Source organism: Bradyrhizobium sp. UFLA06-24 (genome assembly GCF_054967145.1).
In genome coordinates, this window is sequence record NZ_JADFUE010000025.1 from 82,808 (window position 1) to 104,739 (window position 21,932).

General features: G+C 64.8%; 18 protein-coding genes and 1 pseudogene. 7 read left to right on the forward strand and 12 right to left on the reverse strand.

Annotation, left to right across the window (positions count from 1 at the left end; all coding sequences use genetic code 11):
* Position 1 precedes the first annotated feature (1 nt).
* Both IF809_RS21035 and IF809_RS21040 read left to right on the forward strand, forming a co-directional pair.
* Entirely contained in the window at positions 2–1,813 is a 1,812-nt protein-coding gene (locus IF809_RS21035) for an ABC-F family ATP-binding cassette domain-containing protein (RefSeq protein WP_462838388.1), read from the forward strand.
* A gap of 2 nt (positions 1,814–1,815) precedes the next feature.
* The gene (locus IF809_RS21040; protein WP_462838389.1) at positions 1,816–2,895 is read left to right on the forward strand and encodes a D-TA family PLP-dependent enzyme; all 1,080 of its coding nucleotides are present in this window, start codon (positions 1,816–1,818) and stop codon (positions 2,893–2,895) included.
* Here the strand turns inward: IF809_RS21040 and IF809_RS21045 are convergent.
* Positions 2,892–3,794 carry a LysR family transcriptional regulator gene (locus IF809_RS21045; protein ID WP_462838390.1) on the reverse strand — a complete coding sequence of 301 codons (903 nt, stop codon included), beginning with the start codon at positions 3,792–3,794 and terminating at the stop codon, positions 2,892–2,894. The genes IF809_RS21040 and IF809_RS21045 overlap by 4 nt on opposite strands.
* 93 nt (positions 3,795–3,887) lie before the next feature.
* On the opposite strand from IF809_RS21045, the gene IF809_RS21050 reads away from it, so the two are divergent.
* Positions 3,888–5,105: an MFS transporter gene (locus tag IF809_RS21050; protein ID WP_462838391.1), complete on the forward strand. Its 1,218-nt coding sequence runs from the start codon at positions 3,888–3,890 to the stop codon at positions 5,103–5,105.
* Here IF809_RS21050 and IF809_RS21055 read toward each other — a convergent pair.
* From IF809_RS21055 to IF809_RS21090, 8 genes and pseudogenes are all read right to left on the reverse strand, one after another.
* Positions 5,100–6,365 carry a BaiN/RdsA family NAD(P)/FAD-dependent oxidoreductase gene (locus IF809_RS21055; protein WP_462838402.1) on the reverse strand — a complete coding sequence of 422 codons (1,266 nt, stop codon included), beginning with the start codon at positions 6,363–6,365 and terminating at the stop codon, positions 5,100–5,102. The genes IF809_RS21050 and IF809_RS21055 overlap by 6 nt on opposite strands.
* Entirely contained in the window at positions 6,323–7,240 is a 918-nt protein-coding gene (locus IF809_RS21060) for an SDR family NAD(P)-dependent oxidoreductase (protein ID WP_462838392.1), read from the reverse strand. Before IF809_RS21060 ends, IF809_RS21055 begins: the two co-directional genes overlap by 43 nt.
* A gap of 231 nt (positions 7,241–7,471) precedes the next feature.
* Positions 7,472–7,948, reverse strand: coding sequence for a MaoC family dehydratase (locus tag IF809_RS21065; protein WP_462838393.1), 477 nt, complete (start codon positions 7,946–7,948; stop codon positions 7,472–7,474).
* Entirely contained in the window at positions 7,949–9,667 is a 1,719-nt protein-coding gene (locus IF809_RS21070; RefSeq protein ID WP_128966955.1) for an AMP-binding protein, read from the reverse strand.
* Positions 9,667–10,563: pseudogene (gene mmsB / locus IF809_RS21075) on the reverse strand (3-hydroxyisobutyrate dehydrogenase); the annotation flags it as partial. The pseudogene mmsB and the gene IF809_RS21070, both read right to left, overlap by 1 nt.
* Positions 10,564–10,584: 21 nt before the next feature.
* The gene (locus tag IF809_RS21080) at positions 10,585–11,652 is read right to left on the reverse strand and encodes an enoyl-CoA hydratase/isomerase family protein (protein WP_128966957.1); all 1,068 of its coding nucleotides are present in this window, start codon (positions 11,650–11,652) and stop codon (positions 10,585–10,587) included.
* Positions 11,649–12,794 (reverse strand): isobutyryl-CoA dehydrogenase, encoded by a 1,146-nt coding sequence (locus IF809_RS21085; protein WP_462838394.1) that lies wholly within the window; start codon positions 12,792–12,794, stop codon positions 11,649–11,651. Before IF809_RS21085 ends, IF809_RS21080 begins: the two co-directional genes overlap by 4 nt.
* Positions 12,795–12,941: 147 nt before the next feature.
* The gene (locus IF809_RS21090; protein WP_462838395.1) at positions 12,942–14,438 is read right to left on the reverse strand and encodes a CoA-acylating methylmalonate-semialdehyde dehydrogenase; all 1,497 of its coding nucleotides are present in this window, start codon (positions 14,436–14,438) and stop codon (positions 12,942–12,944) included.
* Positions 14,439–14,540: 102 nt separating this feature from the next.
* Between IF809_RS21090 and IF809_RS21095 the strand changes: the two genes are divergently transcribed.
* A complete protein-coding gene (locus tag IF809_RS21095; RefSeq protein WP_128966960.1) occupies positions 14,541–15,449 on the forward strand; it encodes a LysR family transcriptional regulator in 909 nt (302 codons plus the stop codon).
* 96 nt (positions 15,450–15,545) lie between these two features.
* On the opposite strand, the gene IF809_RS21100 is transcribed toward IF809_RS21095, so the two are convergent.
* Complete coding sequence (locus IF809_RS21100; RefSeq protein ID WP_128966961.1) at positions 15,546–16,166, reverse strand: TetR/AcrR family transcriptional regulator; 621 nt, start codon at positions 16,164–16,166, stop codon at positions 15,546–15,548.
* A gap of 59 nt (positions 16,167–16,225) precedes the next feature.
* Positions 16,226–16,765 carry a PaaI family thioesterase gene (locus IF809_RS21105; protein WP_462838396.1) on the reverse strand — a complete coding sequence of 180 codons (540 nt, stop codon included), beginning with the start codon at positions 16,763–16,765 and terminating at the stop codon, positions 16,226–16,228.
* 154 nt (positions 16,766–16,919) lie between these two features.
* Between IF809_RS21105 and IF809_RS21110 the strand changes: the two genes are divergently transcribed.
* From IF809_RS21110 to IF809_RS21120, 3 genes are all read left to right on the forward strand, one after another.
* Positions 16,920–17,690, forward strand: coding sequence for an enoyl-CoA hydratase (locus IF809_RS21110; RefSeq protein ID WP_462838397.1), 771 nt, complete (start codon positions 16,920–16,922; stop codon positions 17,688–17,690).
* Positions 17,691–18,004: 314 nt separating this feature from the next.
* Positions 18,005–19,201 carry an acetyl-CoA C-acyltransferase gene (locus IF809_RS21115; RefSeq protein WP_453979350.1) on the forward strand — a complete coding sequence of 399 codons (1,197 nt, stop codon included), beginning with the start codon at positions 18,005–18,007 and terminating at the stop codon, positions 19,199–19,201.
* A 114-nt stretch (positions 19,202–19,315) separates the two neighbouring features.
* The gene (locus tag IF809_RS21120; RefSeq protein WP_453979351.1) at positions 19,316–20,611 is read left to right on the forward strand and encodes an MFS transporter; all 1,296 of its coding nucleotides are present in this window, start codon (positions 19,316–19,318) and stop codon (positions 20,609–20,611) included.
* Between the two features lie 735 nt (positions 20,612–21,346).
* Here the strand turns inward: IF809_RS21120 and IF809_RS21125 are convergent.
* Entirely contained in the window at positions 21,347–21,853 is a 507-nt protein-coding gene (locus tag IF809_RS21125; protein ID WP_462838398.1) for a hypothetical protein, read from the reverse strand.
* Positions 21,854–21,932: the final 79 nt, after the last annotated feature.

A 21,932-nucleotide genomic window follows, 5' to 3' on the forward strand; every position in this document is an offset into this window, starting at 1 on the left:
CATGGCACCGCCGCTGATCCAACTCAAAGACATCAGGCTGACCTTCGGCGGCACGCCGCTGCTGTCGGGCGTCGAGCTCAATGTCGCTCCATCCGAGCGCGTCTGCCTGATCGGCCGCAACGGCTCCGGCAAGTCGACGCTGCTGAAGATCGCGGCCGGCCTCGTCGAGCCCGACGGCGGCACGCGCTTCGTGCAGCCCGGCGCCACCGTTCGTTACCTGCCGCAGGAGCCGGACTTCGGCGAGCACAAGACCACGCTGAGCTATGTCGAGTCCGGCCTCGCGCCGGGCGACGACCAGCACCAAGCGCGCTATCTGCTGGAGCAGCTTGGCCTCACCGGCGAGGAGAACCCGCACAACCTCTCGGGCGGCGAAGCGCGGCGCGCGGCGCTGGCCTATGTGCTGGCACCCTCGCCCGACATCCTGCTGCTGGACGAGCCGACCAACCATCTCGATCTCTCCACCATCGAATGGCTGGAACAGGAGCTCGACTCCCGGCGCAGTGCGCTTGTGATCATCAGCCACGACCGCCGCTTCCTCACCAATCTCTCGCGTTCGACGGCCTGGCTCGACCGCGGCAAGATCAAGCAGATCGACCGCGGCTTTGCCTCGTTCGAGAGCTGGCGCGACGAGGTGCTCGCGGAGGAGGAACGCGACCAGCACAAGCTCGATCGCAAGATCGTCGATGAGGAGCACTGGCTGCGGCACGGCGTTTCCGGACGGCGCAAGCGCAACGTCAAGCGGCTCGCCAATCTGCATGCGCTGCGCGACCAGCGCCGCAACTATCGCGGCACCGCCGGCACCGCCAGCCTCGCCGCGGCCGAAGCCGAACAATCCGGCAAGCTGGTGATCGAGGCGAAGGGCATCACCAAGGCCTATGGCGACCGCGTGATCGTCGACAAATTCTCCACGCGCATCCAGCGCGGCGACCGGCTCGGCATCATCGGCCCGAACGGCGCCGGCAAGACCACGCTCGTCAACCTGCTCACCGGCGGGACGCAGCCGGATTCCGGCACGGTACGGCTCGGCGCCAATCTGGAGATGGCGACGCTCGACCAGCATCGCGAAAGTCTCGACCCCAAATCGACGCTGGCGGAAGCCCTGACCGGAGGTCGCGGCGACCACGTCATGGTCGGCGGCAAGCCGAAGCACGTCGTCGGCTACATGAAGGACTTCCTGTTCGGGCAGGAGCAGCGCGGCACACCGCTCGAGGTGCTCTCAGGCGGTGAGCGCGGCCGGCTGATGCTGGCGCGCGCGCTGGCAAAGCCCTCGAACCTGCTGGTGCTGGACGAGCCGACCAACGATCTCGATCTGGAAACCCTAGACGTGCTCGAGGAGATGCTCGGTGATTACGAGGGCACCGTCATCCTGATCAGCCATGACCGCGACTTCCTCGACCGCGTCGTCACGTCGGTGATAGCGCCCGAAGGCAACGGCAAGTGGATCGAATATGCCGGCGGCTACAGCGACATGCTGGCGCAGCGCGGCGCCGATTTGAAGCGCGAGACCGCAAAGGCACCGGTCCCCGTCGAGAAGAAAGAGGAGCGCATCGCTGCTCCCGTCGCCGCGTCGAAGCGCAAGTTGAGCTTCAACGAGAAGCACGCGCTGGAGACGCTGCCGAAGAAGATGGAGACGCTGCAGGCCGAGATCGCGAAACTGCAGCGCGTGCTTGATGATCCCAACCTCTATGCCAGGGATCGCAGGAAATTCGACGATACCTCCGCGGCCATCGCCAAGGCGCATGAGGAACTCTCCGCCGCCGAAGAACGCTGGCTCGAACTTGAAATGCTTCGCGAAGAAATAGAGCAGGCCTAATCATGACAACGACTCTCGCCGCAAAAATCGCCCGTGAATACGGCACGCCCTGCGCCGTCATCGACATGGACCGGGTCGAGCGCAACATCGCGCGGATCCAGAAGGCCTGCGACGACGCAGGTATCGCCAACCGCCCGCACATCAAGACGCACAAGAACCCGACGCTGGCCAAGATGCAGGTCGCAGCCGGCGCCAAGGGCATCACCTGCCAGAAGATCGGCGAGGCCGAGATCATGGCCAATGCCGGCATCGACGACATCCTGATCAGCTACAACCTGCTCGGCGAAGAGAAGATGGCGCGGCTCGGCGCGCTGAATGCCAAGACCAACATGACGGTCGCCGCCGACAATTCGACCGTCGTTGCCGGCCTGCCCAAGGCCGCCGCGGCGTCGGGCCGTCCGCTCTCCGTCGTGGTCGAATGCGACACCGGTCGCAAGCGCGCAGGCGTCGAGACGCCAGCCGAGGCGATCGCGCTGGCGCGCGAGATCGCCGGCTCGAAGGGGCTGGAATTCGCCGGCTTCATGCTCTATCCGACCGAGAGCGGATGGGCTGACGCACAGAAGTTTTACGATGAAGCGCTGGCCGGCGTGCGCACGCACGGGCTGGATGCCAAGATCGTCTCGACCGGCGGCACGCCGAACCTCGTCAACATCGGCAAGCTCAAGGGCGGCACCGAGCACCGCTTCGGCACCTACATCTACAACGACCGCATGCAGGTTGCGGCCGGCGTTGCGACCTGGGACGATTGCGCCCTGCACATCTATTCCACAGTGGTCAGCCGTGCCGCGCCCGAGCGCGGCATTCTCGATGCCGGCTCGAAGACGCTGACGACGGACACCGGCGGCCTCGACGGCCACGGGCTGATCCTGGAGCACCCCGAAGCCAAAATCGCGAAGTTCGCCGAGGAGCACGGCTTCCTCGATCTCTCCCGCAGCAACACACGGCCAAACGTCGGCGACGTGGTCCGGATCGTGCCGAACCACGTCTGCGTCGTCGTCAACATGATGGACGAGGTTCTGATGGTCCGCGGCGAGGAGATCATCGGCACGCTGCCGGTGGCGGCCCGCGGGAAGCTGCGCTAGGCGCGAATAAGAGCCTGTAGCTCCCGATCGAGCCCCTCGCGGAACAGGCTGATCGGTCGGGCCAGCCGCCCGGCCGGAGGACGGTGCACCAACCATGCCCGAACGGCGGGATTGAAGTCCCGCGCAGCGACCAGCTTGAGTTGCTTGCGAAACGCACTGCGCTTCAATGCGAGGGGCGTCACCAGCCCGACGCCGAGGCCCCGCGCCACGAGCGACAGGCGAAGCTCGCTGTCGAGCGCCTCCACGGCGACCGTGAACGGCAAATGCTCGGCATCGAAGCGGCGCTTCAGCGTGTCGCGGAAGCCGCAGCCGTCCTGGTTGATGACCCATGAGAGCTGCGACAGGCACTCGAGATCGACGGTGCGAGGGATCTTGGTATCGCGCGCGACGACGAACACCACGGGCTGTGCACCGAGATCGTCAGAGACGAGATCAGCGGGCGGCACGGCCCCGTCGGGCAGGCAGATCGCGGCGGCATCCAGCTCGTTGCGGCTGACCCGCTCGACCTGGTTGGGTGACCAGCCCGAGACGACGCGTACGCTCAGCGCAGGAAATTCGGCACTCACGGCATCGAGTGGCGCACTGAGCCCGGCTTCGGAGAGAAACGGCGTGAGGCCGAGCCTGAACTCGCCGCGCACCACGCCGTCGTTGGCAACACCGGCCTTGAGATCGTCGAGCATTCTGAGCAAGCGTCGGCCCTGCTCATAGGCCTCGTGTCCCGCGGCAGTCGGCTTCAGCGGCTTCGAGAGGCGATCCAGCAATTGCGTGCCCAGCATCTCCTCCAGATTCTGGATGCGCCGCGTCACGCCGGGTTGAGTGAGGTTGAGACGCGTCGAGGCCGCGACGATCGATCCGGTCTCGACGACCGCGACGAAGGCGACGAGGTCATGGGTATTCATGAGAAACTCGCATATTCTTTATAGGCTTAATTGAATTGTAGCATATTGTACCTCCCGCTTAAAGAGGACCACGCATTCCATTCGCGAGGTCCCATGACCATCTCCGAAACCACCAGGCTTGCATCACCCAAGCATCTCGCCGAACGATCCCTGATCTGGCTTGGCTCGATCACCACCGGCGTCGTCGTCACCAATTTGTTCGCGCCGCAGATTCTGGTTGGCCTGATCGGCCGGTCCCTGGCCATGACCGCGGTTCAGGCCGGCCTCGTCAGCACGTTGACCCTGCTCGGCTATGCGCTCGGCCTGGTGTTGCTCGTGCCGCTGGTCGATCTCGTCGAGAATCGGCGCCTGATCCTGCGCACGCTCGGCTGCGCAATCTTCGCGGCACTGGCAACGGCATTGGCGCCGACACCCTCGCTGCTATTGCTCGCCACCTTCGTTCTCGGAGCGTCCTGCGCGGCGATCCAAATGATCGTTCCTCTCGTGGCCTCGATGGTAGCGCCGGAACGCCGCGGCCAGGCGATCGGCGAGGTGATGGGCGGCTTGATGATCGGCATCCTGTTGTCGCGGCCGACCGCGAGCCTGATTGCCGATCTTTCGAGCTGGCGCGCGTATTATCTCGCCTCAGCTATTCTGATGACGCTGCTTGCCGGCGCACTCGGTCGCTATCTGCCGACGCTGCAGCCAGCCGCCCGCCTCGGCTACGTCGACTTGCTCCGCTCTTTCCCAAAGCTGCTACGGGACGAGCCTGTGCTGCGCGTGCGCGCCTGGACAGCTTCCCTGGTCATGGCGTCTTTCACCGCATTCTGGTCCGCCGTTGCGCTGCGTCTGCCCGATGCACCCTTCACGCTCGATGCCAAGGGCATCGCGGCTTTCGCGCTGATCGGGGTTGCGGGCGCCGCGGCGACACCGATCGCCGGCCGTTGGGGCGACAAGGGGTGGGCACGGCCGATGTTCGTCGCTGCTCACCTGTGCATCATCGGCTCACTCGCCCTTTGTGCCTGGGCGGGCGTGATCGAGTCCCGCAGTGCTGCCCTGCTGGTGATGAGCCTCGGCACCATCCTGCTGGACGTCGGCATCACCGCCGACCAGACGCTTGGGCGTCGCGCCGTCAATTTGCTGCGCCCCGAGGCGCGCGGCCGGATCAACGGCCTGTTCGTCGCGCTGTTCTTCGTCGGTGGAGGCGTCGGCTCCGCGGCGGCCTCACTGGCCTGGAGCTATGCCGGTTGGACCGCCGTCTGCGCCGTCGCGGCGGGCTTCGGTTTGCTCGGCCTGCTCACCGATCTCTTGACCAGGACCGGCACGTCATGATCGGGACGACGCCAGCCACGCAAAAGCGCCCCTGCCCGCAGCAACCCCCGTCGCGAACGACGCCTGGAGCAGATAGCCCCCAGTCGGAGCTTCCCAGTCCAGCATCTCGCCGGCCGCGAACACGCCGGGCAATTTGCGCAGCATGAAGTGCTCGTCGAGCTCGCCAAACTCAATCCCGCCCGCGGTCGAGATCGCCCGCTCGATCGGCGCGGTGCCGGTGAGCCGAACCGGAATCGCATTCACCAGATGCGCCAGCTCCGCCGGTGAGAGCGATGCCAGCGGCCGGCCGGATGCGATGGCCGCCTCCTGCATCAGGCCGATACCGACCGGTGACAATTGCACCGCCTTGCGCAGGAAATTCGCCAGCGATTGCTTGCCGCGCGTGCCCGACAATCGTGTCGTCAGCGCATCCGTGCCGAGATCGGGCCGCAATGCGATCGTCAATGTCGCCTGCCCCAGAGCCAGTACCGCTTCGCGCAATTCCGCCGACAGCGCGTAGATCGCGCCGCCCTCGATCCCGCCCCGGGTGATCATGGCTTCGCCACGCACCGTATGTGCACCGATCGTCAGCGCCACGCCCTTGAGCGGCTGCCCCTCGAACCGGTCGCGGAAGACGTCGGACCAGGCGACTGTGAAGCCCGAATTCGCCGGCCGGAGCTTCGAGATGGTAATGCCTTTCGCGGCGAGCAAATCAACCCACGCGCCATCGGAGCCCAGCCGCGGCCAGCTCGCACCACCGAGCGCCAGCACGCTTGCGGCGGCGGCGATGGCTCGCGGACCATCCGGTGTCTGAAATTGCAGGCGACCAGTCTCGTCCCAGCCGGTCCAGCGATGCCGGAACGCGAATTGCGCGCCTGATACATCAAGGCGCCGCAGCCAGGCGCGCAGCAAGGGCGAGGCCTTGAAGCTTTTTGGAAACACTCGTCCGCTGCTACCGACAAAGGTCAGCTGCCCCAAGCCCGCACTCCAGTCGCGCAACGCATCGGGCGGAAACGCCTCGACCGCGGCGCGCAGATGCGGCATTGCCTGCCGGTAGCGGAGAAGGAAATCCGCCAGCGGCTCGCTATGGGTGAGATTGAGCCCGCCGCGGCCGGCCATCAGGAATTTGCGACCTGCCGACGGCATGGCGTCGTAGATGGTGACGCGGGCACCGCCCTGCGCCAGCACCTCCGCCGCCATCAGCCCGGCGGGACCGGCACCGATGACGGCGACATCGTTCAGAGCTTGATCCCCGCGCGTACCGCGGCCTGCGCCACGTATTTCTGCGTCTGCTCGAAAGCGCCGGCGAGCGCCTTCGCCTTGGACATGTCGCTGATCTCGGCAAAATGCGCGGCGATCGCGTCCGGCGTCCATTCGGACTCCGGCAGGTTGATGCCTTCGCTCTCGAGAATCTTGATCACCGCGAAGGAGCCGGCGCCGGCGCCCATGATGGTGCGCGTCGGCGCGTCCTCGCTGAGCATGTACTCGACCGCGGGCGTGATCGCGTTCGGCTTCATCAATTGCAGCGCCTGCGGCGGCAGCAGCTCTTCCGTCATGCGGGTTGCCGCCGTCGGCGAGATGATGTTGACGCGGATATTGTTCTTGCGCCCCTCTTCCGCGAGCACGTTCATCAGGCCGACCATGCCCGATTTGGCGGCGCCGTAATTGGCCTGGCCGAAATTGCCGTAGAGGCCGGAGGAGGAGGTCGTCAGGACGATGCGGCCGTAATTGCGGTCGCGCATGCCGGCCCAGACCGCCTTGCAGCAATAGAACGTGCCGACGAGATGCACGTCCAGCACCTTCTGGAAATCAGCCGCTTCCATTTTGCCGAACGACTTGTCGCGCAGGATGCCGGCATTGGCACACATGATGTCGACGCTGCCCCACTCCTTGGTGGCGCGCTCGACCATCGCCGTGACCTGTTCGAAATTCGACACGTCGGCGCCATCCGCCATCGCGGTGCCGCCGGCTTTGCGGATCTCCTCGACCACGGCTTCAGCCGGCGAGAGCGAGGCGCCGGTGCCGTCGCGCGCGCCGCCGAAATCGTTGACAACGACCTTCGCGCCGCGGCTCGCGAGACCCAACGCGTGTGCGCGTCCGAGACCATTGCCCGCGCCGGTGACGATGGCGACGCGTCCGTCGAACCTGATTGCCATTGATTACATCCTGTTCTTCTCTTCCCTTCTCCCCTTGTGGGGGAAGGTGGCGCGTAAGCGCCGGATGAGGGGTATCTCGCCACAGCCGAGTTCGCGGAGAGAGACCCTCACCCGGCTTCGCGTTCCGCGAAGCCACCTCTCCCACAAGGGGAGAGGGTGACACCGGGCGATTTGAACAGCTTTTTGAGCAGTGATGGCTTGCCGGGTCAAGCCCGGGACCAACGCCTCAAGTCAGGCGATATAGATCAGGCCGAGCCAGTCCGCGACCAGCGCGGGCTTGTCCTCGCCTTCGATCTCCACGGTCACGTTGGTGCGGGACTGCAGTTCGCCTGGTTTGCGCAGCTTGGCTTCGGCCAGCACAAAGCGGCCGCGGACGCGCCCGCCCGAGCGTACCGGCGAGATGAAGCGCAGCTTGTCGAAGCCGTAATTGACGCCCATCGTGGTGCCCGCAATCGCCGGCATCACTTCGTAGGACATCACCGACAACATCGACATGGTCAGGAAACCGTGCGCGATGGTGGTGCCGAACGCCGTCTCCTTGGCCCTCTCGGGATCGACATGGATGAACTGGTGATCCTCGGTCACATCAGCGAAGGTGTCGATGCGGGGCTGGTCGATCAGGTGCCAGGACGACACGCCGATCTCCTTGCCGACCATCGCGTGATAGGATTCCAGCGTAATCGGCGGCTTCTTCCAGATTTGGTTCACTTAAGTCTCACTCCGTGTTTTCGGCAGCTCCGGAAAATCCTCCTCACGGAATTCCCGGCCGCGCAGCGGATCGTTGCGATCATCGTCGCGTTCGAGCCGTCGTAGCTGCACACGGCGGATTTTGCCAGAGATCGTCTTCGGCAATTCGGTGACGATTTCGAGCCGGCGGATGCGCTTGAAGGGCGCAAGGCGCGTGTGCAGGTGCTTGAAAATCGAGAGCGCCGTCTCCGGGGTCCGCTCCGCGCCAGCGATCAGCAGCACGAATGCCTTGGGGATCGCCAGCCGGATCGGATCGGGGCTCGGCACCACGGCGGCCTCGGCAACGAGCTCATGCTCGAGCAGCACGCTCTCAAGCTCGAACGGGCTGATCCGGTAGTCCGATGACTTGAACACGTCGTCGGAGCGACCGACGAAGGTGAGATAGCCATCCTCATCTTCGAACACGACGTCGCCGCTGCGATAAAGCTCGCCCTCGGCGCCCGACAGCTTGCCGTCGTCGCCCTGATAGCCCTGCATCAGGCCGGCGGGCCTGTCAGCACCCAGCAGCAGCGCCACCTCGCCTTCCTTCGCCGGATGGCCATCGGCATCGCTGACCTGCACGCGATAGCCCGGCAGCGGCCGGCCCATCGAGCCGACCTTGATCTTTTGTCCCGGCGAATTGCCGGCAAGCGCGGTCGTTTCGGTCTGGCCATAGCCATCGCGGATGGTGAGTCCCCAGGCGGCCTGCACCTGATCGATCACCTCAGGATTGAGCGGCTCGCCGGCGCCGCAGACTTCGCGCAAGGCAACTTTGAACGAGGCCAGGTTCTCCTGGATGAACAGCCGCCAGACCGTCGGCGGCGCGCACAGCGTCGTGACGCCGCAGCGCCCGATGGTGGCGAGCAGAGCCTTGGCATCGAAGCGCGGCTGATTGACCACGAACACGGTGGCGCCCGCATTCCAGGGCGCGAAGAAACAGCTCCAGGCATGCTTGGCCCAGCCGGGCGAGGAGATGTTGAGATGGATGTCTCCGGGCTGCAGCCCGATCCAGTACATGGTCGAGAGATGCCCGACCGGATAGCTGCGCTGGCTATGTCGCACCAGCTTTGGCTTTGCCGTCGTGCCCGAGGTGAAATAGAGCAGCATCGGGTCGTCGGCATGGGTCGGACCGTCGGGTGTGAAGCTTTCCGGGGTCTTCGCTGCCTCATCATAGGACAACCAGCCGTCGAACGGTTCGCCGACAACCACGCGCACCACGCCATCGACACCAAGGCTTGCGAATTTCGCGACCTGGTCCTGCGCGGCAACGACCGCCTTTGCCTTACCGCGATCGAGCCGATCACGCAGCTCGTCCGCGGTGAGCAGCGTGGTCGCGGGTATCACGACAACGCCCAGCTTCATCGCCGCGAGCATCGTCTCCCACAGCGGCACGACATTGCCGAGCAGCAGCAGCAGATGATCGCCGCGCTTCAGGCCCCGGGCACGCAGGAAGTTCGCGACCTGGTTGGAGCGCTTTGAGAGCGCCGCGAAGGACAATTTGGTCTGCTTGTCCTGGGCCGCATCAACAATCCAGAGCGCGGGCCGATCCTTGCTGTCCGCATTCGTCGCCAGCTCGGCGTCGAACCAGTCGAGCGCCCAGTTGAAGGGGACCGGATCGGGCCAGCGGAAATCCCTGACCGCTGTCTCGTAATCCGTGCGGTGAACGAGAAGAAACGCGCGCGCGTCCTGAAATGTCGTCATTAAGCTTTCCCGGCTAGTCCCCTAACGTGCTTGATAATTCCGGAAAAATCCACCCCGCCCTGGCCGGCTGCGTCGAAAGACTGATAGATCTCCTGCGCATGCTTGCCGAGCGGCGTCGCCGCGCCGGCGGCTTTGGCGGCGTCCTGCGCCAGGGTCAGATCCTTCACCATCAGCGCCGAAGCGAAGCCTGGCTTGTAGTCGTTGTTGGCCGGCGAGGTCGGCACCGGGCCCGGAACCGGGCAATAGGAGGTCAGCGACCAGCACTGGCCCGACGAGGTCGAGGCGACGTCGAACAGCGCCTGGTGCGAGAGCCCGAGCTTTTCGCCGAGTGCAAAAGCTTCGCTCACGGCGATCATGGAAATGCCGAGGATCATGTTGTTGCAGATTTTTGCCGCCTGACCCGCGCCGGCGCCGCCGCAATGGACGATCTTCTTGCCCATGTTTTCCAGCACCGGCTTCGCCGCGGCGAACGCGTTCTCCTCGCCGCCGCACATGAAGGTGAGCGTCGCGCCCTTGGCGCCGCCGGTGCCGCCGGAGACCGGCGCGTCGACCGAGAGCACGCCGTGCTTGGCCGCGAGCGAATGTGCCTGCCTGGCGCTCTCGACATCGATGGTGGAGCTGTCAATGATCAACGCGCCTTTGGTCATGGCGGGAAGGACTTCATTCCACACGCCGAGCACGTGTTTGCCGGCCGGCAGCATGGTGACGACGACATCGGCTCCCTTCGCCGCTCCCGCGGCGCTGTCCGCGACGCCGGCGCCATCGGCCTTGGCCTGATTGCGGGAGGCTTCGACGAGATCGAAGGCCACCACCTTGTGGCCGGCCTTGACGAGGTTGGCGGCCATCGGGCCGCCCATGTTGCCGAGACCGATGAATGCGATCGTGGCCATTGTCGTTTCCTCCGCTTGTGACCTTGATTAGTTGAACTTGAGCTCGTCGGCACCGATCTCCGCGAGATATGGCGCCAGCATTTGCGGCGTGACATCCTCGATCCGTGGCGGCGACCAGGAGGGACTGCGATCCTTGTCGATTACGGCGGCGCGCACGCCCTCGCGAAAGTCATCGCTGCGGAACACTTCCAGCGCGGCGCGATATTCGCGCACCAGACATTCCTCCAGGCTCGAAGAGGCCCGCGCGAGCCGCAAGAGCTTCAGCGTCACCACCATGCCGCGCGGGGATTTTTCGTTGAGCGTCTTCAGCGTGGCCAGCGCGAAGTCCGAGCCGTCGCGCTTGAGCGCGGCGAAGATGTCCTCCATGCGATCGAAGCCGAACAGCGCGTCGATCAGAGGCTCCTGGGCGGCGACCGGCCCCGCCCTCTCCCCAGTCGCAAAGCCGTTGATCAGCTTGGTGACCTCGGATGCCATCACGCCCTGACCAACCCTGGTCAGCGCCTCGCGCAGCTCCGGCCATTTGGCTGCAGGCACTACCGCATCCGCGAACTTCGCATAGATCGCGTCAGGCCCGTTCATCGTCTGGCCAGTCAAGCCAAAATAGGTGCCGATCTCGCCCGGCGAGCGAGACAATAAATAGGTGCCTCCGACATCGGGGAAGAAGCCGAGCCCGACCTCGGGCATCGCCAGCTTGGTGCGATCCGTCACGACACGATGGCTCGCATGCGCGGACAAGCCGACGCCGCCGCCCATGACGATGCCGTCCATGAAGGCGACATAGGGCTTCGGAAACATCTTGATCCGGGCATTGAGGATGTACTCCTCGCGCCACAGGATCTTGCCGAGATCGCCGCCAGCCTTCGAACTCTCCCAGAGCGTGCGAATGTCGCCGCCGGCGCACAGGCCGCGCTCGCCGGAGCCCTCCAGCAGAACTACGGCAACGGCGGGATCAGATTCGAAGCGGTCGAGCGCCTTGTCGATGTCGCGAAACATCTCCAGCGTCACCGCATTGATCGCCTTCGGACGGTTGAGCCTGATGACGCCGACCGCGCCCTCGACGCGGGCGACGAGATCGCCCTCTTCCGCACCACTCATCGCGCGCCCTCGATCAATTTGCGCGCCACGATGAGCCGCATGATTTCGTTGGTGCCTTCGAGGATCTGGTGCACGCGCAGATCGCGCACGATCTTCTCGATGCCGTATTCGCTGAGGTAACCGTAGCCGCCATGCAGCTGCAGCGCATGGTTGGCGACTTCGAAGCCGACATCGGTGCCGAAGCGCTTGGCCATGGCGCACAGCATGGTGGCGTCCGGATCCTTGCGGTCGAGCGCGGCAGCCGCACGCCACAGGAAGGTGCGCGCGGCCTCCAGTTCGATCGCCATGTCGGCAAGGCGGAACTGCAGCGCCTGGAATTCATCGAGACGCTTTCCAAATGCCTTGCGCTCCTTCATGTACGTGCGCGCCTTCTCAAGCGCGGTCTGCGCGCCGCCGAGCGAGCACGCAGTGATGTTGAGGCGTCCGCCATCCAGGCCGGCCATCGCGATCTTGAAGCCGACGCCCTCTTCGCTCAGCCTGTTTGCAACAGGCACGCGGGCGTGCTCGAACATCACCGCGCGAGTTGGCTGCGCATTCCAGCCCATCTTGCGCTCATTCGCACCGAAGGAGACGCCAGGTGTCTTGCCGTCGATGACGAGAGTCGAGATGCCGCCAGGGCCATCGCCGCCGGTGCGCACCATCGCGACCAGGAGGTCGGTGCCGCCGGCGCCGGAAATGAACTGCTTCTGGCCGTTGAGCACGTAGTGATCGCCGTCACGCACGGCGCGGGTACGCAGGGCCGCCGCATCCGAGCCGGCGCCCGGCTCGGTCAGGCAGTAGCTCGCAATCAGCTCCATCGAACAGAGCTTTGGCAGCCATTGATGGCGCTGGGTGTCGCTGCCGAAGGCATCGATCATCCAGCTCGCCATGTTGTGGATGGAGATGAAGGCCGAGGTGGTCGGACAGCCCGTCGCCAGCGCCTCGAAGATCAGCGCCGCGTCGAACCGGCTCATCGCGGATCCGCCGACGTCGTCGCGGATGTAGATGCCGCCCATCCCGAGTGCGGCGGCCTCGCGCATCACGGCGACGGGAAAATGCTTCTCCTCGTCCCAGCGCAGCGCGTGCGGCGCGATCTTTTCTGCCGCAAACGCCACCGCCATGTCGCGAACCGCGACCTGATCCTCATTCAGAGCGAACTGCATGCCGGGCGGCTCATTTTTCTCGTCATTGCGAGCGAAGCGAAACAATCCAGACTGTCTCCGTGGAAAGATGCTGGATTGCTTTGTCGCATCCGTGAAAAATTGCTGCGCAATTTTTTACGAGCTCCTCGCAATGACGGCCGAGGGAGTTTACTTCATCGTCGGGATCGAGAACTCCGCACCTTCCTTGACGCCTGACGGCCAGCGCGAGGTCACCGTCTTGGTCTTGGTGTAGAAGCGAACCGAATCCGGGCCGTGCTGGTTGAGATCGCCGAAGCCCGACTTCTTCCAGCCGCCGAAGGTGTAATAGGCGATCGGCACGGGGATCGGCACGTTGATGCCGACCATGCCCACGTTGACCTTGGCCGCGAAGTCGCGGGCGGCGTCGCCATCGCGGGTGAAGATGGCCACGCCGTTGCCGTAGTCATGCTCGGACGGCAGCGCCAGCGCTTCCTTGTAGTCATGCGCGCGCACGACCGAGAGCACGGGCCCGAATATCTCTTCCTTGTAGATCCGCATGTCCTTGGTGACGTTGTCGAACAGCGAACCGCCGAGATAGAAGCCGTTCTCATAACCCTGCATCTTGAAGCCGCGGCCATCCACGGCAAGCGTCGCGCCTTCCTTGATGCCGATGTCGATGTAGCTCTTGACCTTCTCGACCGCCTCGCGCGTGACCAGCGGACCGTAGTCGGCCGACGGATCGATCGAAGTGCCGATCTTGAGGCTCTCGACCCGCGGGATCAGCTTGTCCATCAGGCGGTCGGCGGTAGTCTTGCCGACGGGCACCGCAACTGAGACAGCCATGCAGCGTTCGCCGGCCGAGCCGTAGCCGGCGCCGATCAGCGCGTCGACGGCCTGATCCATGTCGGCATCCGGCATGATGATGGCGTGGTTCTTGGCGCCACCGAAACACTGGCAACGCTTGCCGGTCTGGGCGGCGCGCTCATAGATGTACTGCGCGATCGGCGTCGAGCCGACGAAGCCGATGGCCTTGATATCAGGGTCGTCGAGAATGGCATCGACCGCTTCCTTGTCGCCATTGACGACGTTGAGGATACCGGCCGGCAGGCCCGCCTCGATCATCAGCTCGGCAAGCTTCATCGGCACGCCGGGATCGCGCTCCGACGGCTTGAGGATGAAGGCGTTGCCGCAGGCGATCGCGGGCGCGAATTTCCACATCGGGATCATGGCCGGGAAGTTGAACGGCGTGATGCCGGCGACGACGCCGAGCGGCTGGCGCATCGAATAGATATCGATGCCGGGGCCGGCGCCCTCGGTGTACTCGCCCTTCATCAGGTGCGGGATGCCGCAGGCGAATTCGGCGACCTCGAGGCCGCGCTGGATGTCACCCTTGGCGTCCGGCACGGTCTTGCCGTGCTCGCGCGCGAGCAGCTCGGCCAGCTTGTCGTAATCGCGCTGCACCAGCTCGAGGAATTTCATCATGACGCGGGCGCGCCGCTGCGGGTTGGTCGCGGCCCATTCCGGCTGCGCGGCACGCGCGTTCTCGACCGAGGCGCGGACTTCGGCCTTGGATGCCAGCGCGACCTTGGCCTGGACGTCACCGGTCATCGGCTCGAAGACGTCGGCGGTGCGGCCCGAGGTGCCCTTGACCTCCTTGCCACCGATGAAATGTCCGATTGAACGCATGGAATGATCTCCTTCAGGCCGAGCTTGAACGCTTTGACAAATCCTATTGACCTGCATTTTATAGGATTCAAGTCTGAGATAATGCACCATAGATGTGCGAAAATGCTGGATCAAGGCGCTATCGATTGGGACGACTTTCGCTTCGTGCTGGCCATCGTGCGGGGCGGCTCGGTGTCGGCTGCGGCAAAGCAGCTCGGCGTCGATCATGCCACCGTGATCCGGCGCGTCGACCGGCTGGAGAAGCATCTCTCGGCCAAGCTGTTTGACCGGCGCAAGACCGGCTATCTCCTCACCGAAGCCGGCCAGCGCGTTGCCGACAGCGCGGAGACGATGGAATCCACCATCGTCGCCAACCAGGAGCAGGTCGGCGGCTCGGTGGCACGGTTGACCGGGACGGTGCGGATCGGCGCGCCCGACGGGTTCGGCACCGCCTTTCTCGCTCCGCGCCTCGCCCCCTTCGCCGATCGATATCCCGATCTCGACCTGCAACTTGTGGCGACCGCGCGGCTGTTCAGCCTCTCCAAGCGCGAGGCCGACATCGCCATCAGCCTGACCATGCCGAAGGAAGGCCGCATCGTTGGCCGCAAGCTGCTGGACTACCGTCTGGGGCTGTATGCCGCCCCGGCCTATCTCGACCGGTTTCCTGAGATCACCTCGCGGCAGGATCTGCTGCAGCACCGTTTCGTCGGCTACATCGAGGAGTTGCTGTTCACGCCGGAACTCGACTATCTGCCCCAAGTCTCGCCGCGTATCTCCGCCCGCTTCCGCAGCGCCAATCTGATCGCGCAGCTCAACGCCACGCTCTCAGGCTTCGGGATCGCGGTGCTGCCGCACTTCATGGCGAGCGACTATCCGCAGCTCGTGGCCGTGCTGCCGGAGGAGATCTCGATCATCAGGACGTTCTGGATGCTGATGCATGCCGACAGCAAGGACCTCGCCCGGATTCGGGCCGTGGCGGACTACATCGGAGAGATCGTGGAACGCGAGCGGGCGTTGTTTGCGGGGCGGTAGCACCGGTGCTTTAGGGGGGCAAAGCGAAGCGTGCCCGCCGAATCTTTGTAATCGTGAAAAGAACGTGGGCACGGCGCTCGCGCGCCTTTCCCCACCCTACGGCAGCTTCGCCTTCTTCGCCGCCGCAACCTTCGGCGCGCGCTTTCCCCCATCCAGCGCGCTGTCCCTGCCCGCCTTCAGCAGCTCGTCCGACAGCTCGCCGGAGCCGGCAATGCGCGCCAGCAGCATGGTGCCAGCCATCGTCGCCAACGTCGCGATCGCCTGCTTGCGGGCCGCTTTGCGCGGCAAATTCGGAATGAAATCAGTCAGCATCTCGATCATCTCGTCGAGCTTGCCGGCAAAGGCCTTGCGCGTCTTGGGGCTCTCGCGGGCGATCTCGGCGCCGAGCGCGGGGATCGAGCAGCCATGGCCGGGATTGTCCCGATGCAGCGTCGAGAGATAGGTCTCGACGATTTGAACGAGCTGCTTCTCGGGCGCGACCTGGTCGGACTGCTTGCGCCAGTGTTCCATCGAGCGGTCCATGGCGTAGGCAAAGGCCTCGATCACCAGCGCCTCGCGCGAATCGAAATGCGCATAGAAACCGCCATGGGTCAGTCCCGCCTCCTTCATGAGGTCGGCGACGCCGATCCCATGAGCGCCCTTTTCGCGCAGCCGCACGGACGCCTTCCTCACGATCCGGTCGTGGGTTTCCTGCTTGTGTTCCGGGGAATAGCGCATGCTGCTCTCATTGGATGTCGGAAGTCATTCAATAGCACGGATATCGCCATGGCGGCGCATTAATTCCCGGTAAAATTGTTGCCGATCATGGAAAAGGTTGCAGTCGCATGGACCGCCAGTGCCCCCTTACCGTCGCGAACAAAGCCTTCGGTGTAGCTGGCCTGGCGCCCGAGCTTGATGACCCTGCCTTCGGCCGAGATCAGTCCTGATCGGACCGACAGCGGACGCAGGAAAGTCATTTTCAGATCGAGCGTCACGGAGGACTGCCCGGCCTCCTGGCGAGTCGAAATGGCGCAGCCCATGGCGGTGTCGAGGAGCGCGGCGGCGGTCGCCCCGTGCAGAAGCCCGATGGTGTTTTCAAGATCCTCGCGCGGCTCCAGTTCCATCACGATCCGGCCCGGCTCGACGACCGCCATGACGAAGCCGATCAGCTTGGCAAAGGGCGGCGGCGGTAGCCGGCCGTCCCGGATACCATGCATGGCGTCGATGCCTGACCACCCCATGGCCATTTTCGCGACCGGCATGGGCGCTTGCCAATCCACCACCCGCTCGCGCCTTCGCGCCGGTGAAAACAGGTCGGGTTGATCGGCGTCGGTCATCAGCCATTCCTTTGAATGATATTCATCATACTATGCTGCGGACTTCGTTCTGGCAACTCCATCCCGCCGGCTTGACAAGAGAGGCATTTCGGCACGGAAGTAATCCCCAACCGCGGCGCTGGCGCGCCCGCCCACGAAAGCCTCGAGATATCGGATGGAAATGCTCAACAACCACTGCGGCGTGACGCGCGATGCGCGCGGCGTCGTCCATGTTGCGATCTGCAATGCCGGCTCGCTGAACATTCTGGGTTCGCCCGTGATCGATGCGGTGCGCGACGGGCTGCAAAAGCTCGCCGCCGACCGCAGCATCCGCGTCGCGGTGCTGCGCGGACAAAGCGAGAAGAGCATGATCGGCGGCGCCGACATCAAAGAGATGGCCAGGCTCGACCAGAAGTCTGCCGAAGCCTTCATCAGCCGCCTGCGCGATCTCTGCGAAGCGGTGCGGCAATTCCCTGCCCCGATGATTGCACGCATGCCCGGCTGGTGCCTGGGCGGCGGGCTCGAGGTCGCGGCGGCCTGCGACTTCCGCGTTGCCGCGGATGATGCGCATTTCGGCATGCCGGAGGTCCGCGTCGGCATTCCCTCGGTGATCCACGCAGCGCTGCTGCCGCGCCTGATCGGCTGGGCCCGGGCGCGCTGGCTGGTAATGACGGCGGAGAACGTCGACGCGCCGACCGCGCTGGCCTGGGGGCTGGTTGACAAGGTGGCGCCGGCCGGCGGCCTCGATACCGAGATCGAGCACCTCGTGACGGCGCTGCTCGAATGCGGCCCCGAGGCGCTGCGGTCGCAGAAAGCGCTGCTGCGGCAATGGGAGGAACTGCCGTTGACTAAATCGGTGAACCTCAGCGTCAAGGTGTTCGGCGAGGCGTTCCTGACCGACGAGCCGACGCGGCTGATGCAGGCGTTTGTGAACCGCAAGCGGTAGAGCTTCTGGAAGCCAGGAAGCTTCCTCAAAGACGGTGTCAAGCCCCGCGCAGGCGGGGCATCCAGTACGCAGTGGCTTCTCGGCTCCAGCGCAACGGTCTCTGGAATACTGGATTGCCCGCTTTCGCGGGCAATGACAGCGAGTGTGCGGCAATCACCGTTCATGATCCGCGACTCGGTCACCATCACCGCCTGCCTTCAAACGACCAATTCTCATCCGCCTCACGACATTTTCTCATGCCGGGGGAGGTTGCATTTTTTGCGACGCATCATATGATGACCATAATCTAACACATTCTCGCAGGGAGCCTTGCCATGGCTGAAGCCGCCGATCCTGTCGTCATCGTCTCCGCCGCCCGCACCCCGCTCGGCCGCTTCATGGGTGAGCTCTCGCCGCTTGCCGCGCACAAGCTCGGATCGCATGTGATCAATGCGGCCTTGGAGCGCGCCAGGCTCGCCCCCGAGAAGGTCGATGAGGTCTTCATGGGCTGCGTGCTGCCGGCAGGACAAGGCCAGGCGCCGGCGCGTCAAGCGGCGCGTTCCGCGGGACTTCCGGACGCGACCGGCGCCACCACCGTCAACAAGGTCTGCGGCTCCGGAATGAAGGCGACCATGCTGGCGCACGACATCATTCGCGCCGGCTCCGCCGAGATCGTCGTCTCCGGCGGCATGGAGAGCATGAGCAACGCGCCCTACCTGCTCGCGAAAGCGCGCGGCGGTTATCGCGCCGGTCATGACCGTATCATCGACCACATGATGATGGATGGTCTTGAAGACGCCTACGAGACCGGCCGCTCCATGGGCGATTTCGGCGAGGCCACGGCTGAAGCCTATCAATTCACCCGCAAGGACCAGGATGCCTATGCGATGGAAACGCTGAGCCGCGCGCGCAGAGCGGTCGAAGGCGGGGCGTTCAAGGCCGAGATCGCGCCGATCACGCTGACCGAGAAGGCCGGCCCGCGTGTGATCGCCAATGACGAGCATCCGCTGAAGGTCGATCCCGCCAAGATTCCGGGATTGAAGCCGGCGTTCCGCGCCAACGGCACCATCACGCCGGCCGCCTCTTCCGCCAACGCCGATGGCGCCGCCGCGCTGGTGCTGACGAAGCGCTCGCTCGCGGACCGCAATGGCCTGCCTGCCAAGGCCGAGATCAAGGGCCACGCCACCCACAGCCAGGAACCGCAATGGTTCACGACCGCGCCGATCCCGGCGATCCGCAAGTTGCTCGACAAGGTCGGCTGGAGCGCAGGTGACGTCGATCTGTTCGAGATCAATGAGGCCTTTGCCGTGGTGGCGATGGCGGCGCAGCGCGATCTCGGCATTCCCCGCGATAAACTCAACATCAATGGCGGCGCCTGCGCGCTCGGCCATCCCATCGGTGCCACCGGCGCGCGGCTGATCGTGACGCTGTTGCACGCGCTCGAAGCCAACAACCTCAAGCGCGGCGTCGCGGCGCTTTGCATCGGCGGCGGCGAGGCCACCGCGATTGCGGTCGAGCGTCTCGCGCACTAGGCCCCCATACGTCCTAAAATGAGGGAAGTCTGTCATTTCAGACTTCCCGCTTCCGTGCCAGACTGCAACCATGACGCTGGGCCTCCCGCAGCCCGCTAACCTGATTGAGGGGCAATGATCTCGAACTGGCTTTCGGCTGTGCTCGGCCGCCGCAATATCCACTATGGCTGGGTGATGGTCGGCGTGACCTTCTTCGCCGCCTTGATCAGCGCCGGCACGGTCGGCGCGCCCGGCGTGTTCATCGTGCCGCTCCAGAAGGAGTTCGGCTGGAGCACAGCCGAAATCTCGTCCGCGCTCTCGATCCGCTTCATCCTGTTCGGCTTGATGGCGCCGTTCGCAGCCGCCCTCCTCAACCGCTATGGCCTGCGCAACGTCACGCTGACCGCGCAGCTCATCGTCGTCTCCGCGCTCGTACTCTCGCTCGGCATGACGCACGTCTGGCAGCTCGTGGCACTTTGGGGCGTGGTGATCGGCATCGGCACCGGCATGACCGCACTGGTGCTGGGCGCGACCATCGCAACGCGCTGGTTCGCGGCGCGGCGCGGCCTCGTCATCGGCGTGATGACCGCGAGCGTCGCTACCGGCCAGCTCGTGTTCCTGCCGCTGCTGGCGAGCCTGACCGAACGCTTCGGCTGGCGCCTCGCGCTTGGCTTCGTCTGCATCATGCTCGGCGTCTCCGCCACCGCCGTGGCGCTCGTCATGCGCGACCGCCCGAGCGATCTCGGCTTGCGCCCCTTCGGCGATGAGGGCACCGATCCGCTGCCCGCACCGCCCGTAACGCGTGGCTCGATCACATCGGTTGCGCTGGGCACGTTGCGCGACGCTTCGAAGTCGAGCGCGTTCTGGATCCTGTTTGCGACCTTCTTCGTCTGCGGCGCCTCGACCAACGGCCTCGTGCAGGTGCATCTGATTCCGATGTGCCTCGATTTCGGCATCCCCCAAGTTCAGGCCGCAAGCCTGCTGGCGGCGATGGGCATCTTCGATTTCTTCGGGACCATCATGTCGGGCTGGCTGTCGGACCGATATGACAATCGCTTTCTGCTGTTCTGGTACTACGGCCTGCGCGGGCTCTCGCTGATCTTCCTGCCTTTCAGCGATTTCTCGTTCTATGGCCTGTCGATCTTCGCGATGTTCTACGGTCTCGACTGGATCGCCACGGTGCCGCCGACGGTGCGCCTCACGGCGCAGAAGTTCGGGCCCGAGCGCGCCAATCTGGTGTTCGGCTGGATCTTTGCCGGCCACCAGCTGGGCGCCGGCACTGCCGCCTTCGGGGCGGGCCTGTCGCGGACGCTGCTGCAAAGTTACCTGCCCGCCTTCTTCGTCGCCGGCGCGCTCTGCGTGTTCGCCTCGCTGATCGTGCTGGCCCTGTCGCGACAGCCGAAGCCGCAAGCAAAGCCGGCGATGGCTTAGGAGCCGTCGCATCGCTCGTACCGAGCGAGCAAGCTGCATCGCCGTCACCACGCCGGTCGCATTCGCACGCATCGCTGAAGGCATGCCTTCGCGCTCTCGCGGCTAATTTCGCCCGAGCTTTGCGTTCTGGTTTCGCACCCCTCTGGACAAAGGGTGCAGGGAAGGCCGGGCGCCGGCAGGCACCCGCGGCCCCGTGTGCAAAACAACGCGCACGGGTTGGACTACAGGTGATGCCGGAACGCCCGGCCTTCCCTGCGCAATGGCTTTACGGCTTATGTCGCGCTCTCCCCGGGGAGCGATGCACTATTGCCCCCGTCGCCTTGCAGATGACTGACGTGTGCATCCGGTTGGAGAGCCCACATCACCACAAGAGTTGACGCACAGACACCGGGCGTCAGGACCACACGATTTTGCCGTCCGCGCACATCCCCACCCCGCACCCCGATGGCTGGCGTGCGCTCACCATCGAGGCCGAACGAGGACGCTGTCAGCGCCGTGTCGTACCGCGCTCATGCCGCTCACGGAGCACCCCTTGGGGAATCCCGCCCTGCAGCCTGGAATGCGCGCCGACGCCGTCGCGGCCACCGCCTCCCTGCCCCGTCTCGTGACGATCGCGAAACGCCCTTTGGCGGGCGGGATGCGCGCAATATGCGCCATATCCGAATTCGGTAAACAGGAATATTTCTGCGCAGAGGGGTTGACATGGTGTGTTGCCCGACGCCTCTCGCTCCACGTTCATCGCCCGTCAGGCTTCGCCTCCTTGTTCAACTCGATCGCGACCTCCGACATCCAGGATCCCGGCGCTTCCATCAGGAACGACTGATGATTGGCCTTGGTCTGGATCGTCACCAGCGCGGCCACCGTGTTTCCTTCGATCCGTGCTTCGATCAAGCCGTCCTTGTTCGTGCCGTAGACTTTGCCGCCCTGGCGGTATTCGCTCTCGAACCAGTTGCCCGAGAGCTCCGTGCCGTTCTGCTCGATGTTCGCGGACAGAACCATTTTGTAGGCATCACTGGCGCAGCGCAGGTCGAGGCTCACGGAACGTCCGGGCCTGGTGATGTTGTACGCCACCTTGCAACGGACCTTCTCGCGCGGGCCATCCGAGGGCTTCATCGAACCTGTGCCCGACCATGTGCCGCCCAGACCGTCGAATACAGGCTCCGCAGACGCGGGGTTGAGGCTCACAAGCGCCAGGCAGGCTGCGCCTGCGCCGAGACGTGCGGCCCGAAAGTTCAATCGCATGTTGTCAATCCTGATCGATGAAATCCTGTCACCTCCTAAGCGGAGACGGGGCGCAAGATGTTGGCGAAGATGTTGAGAG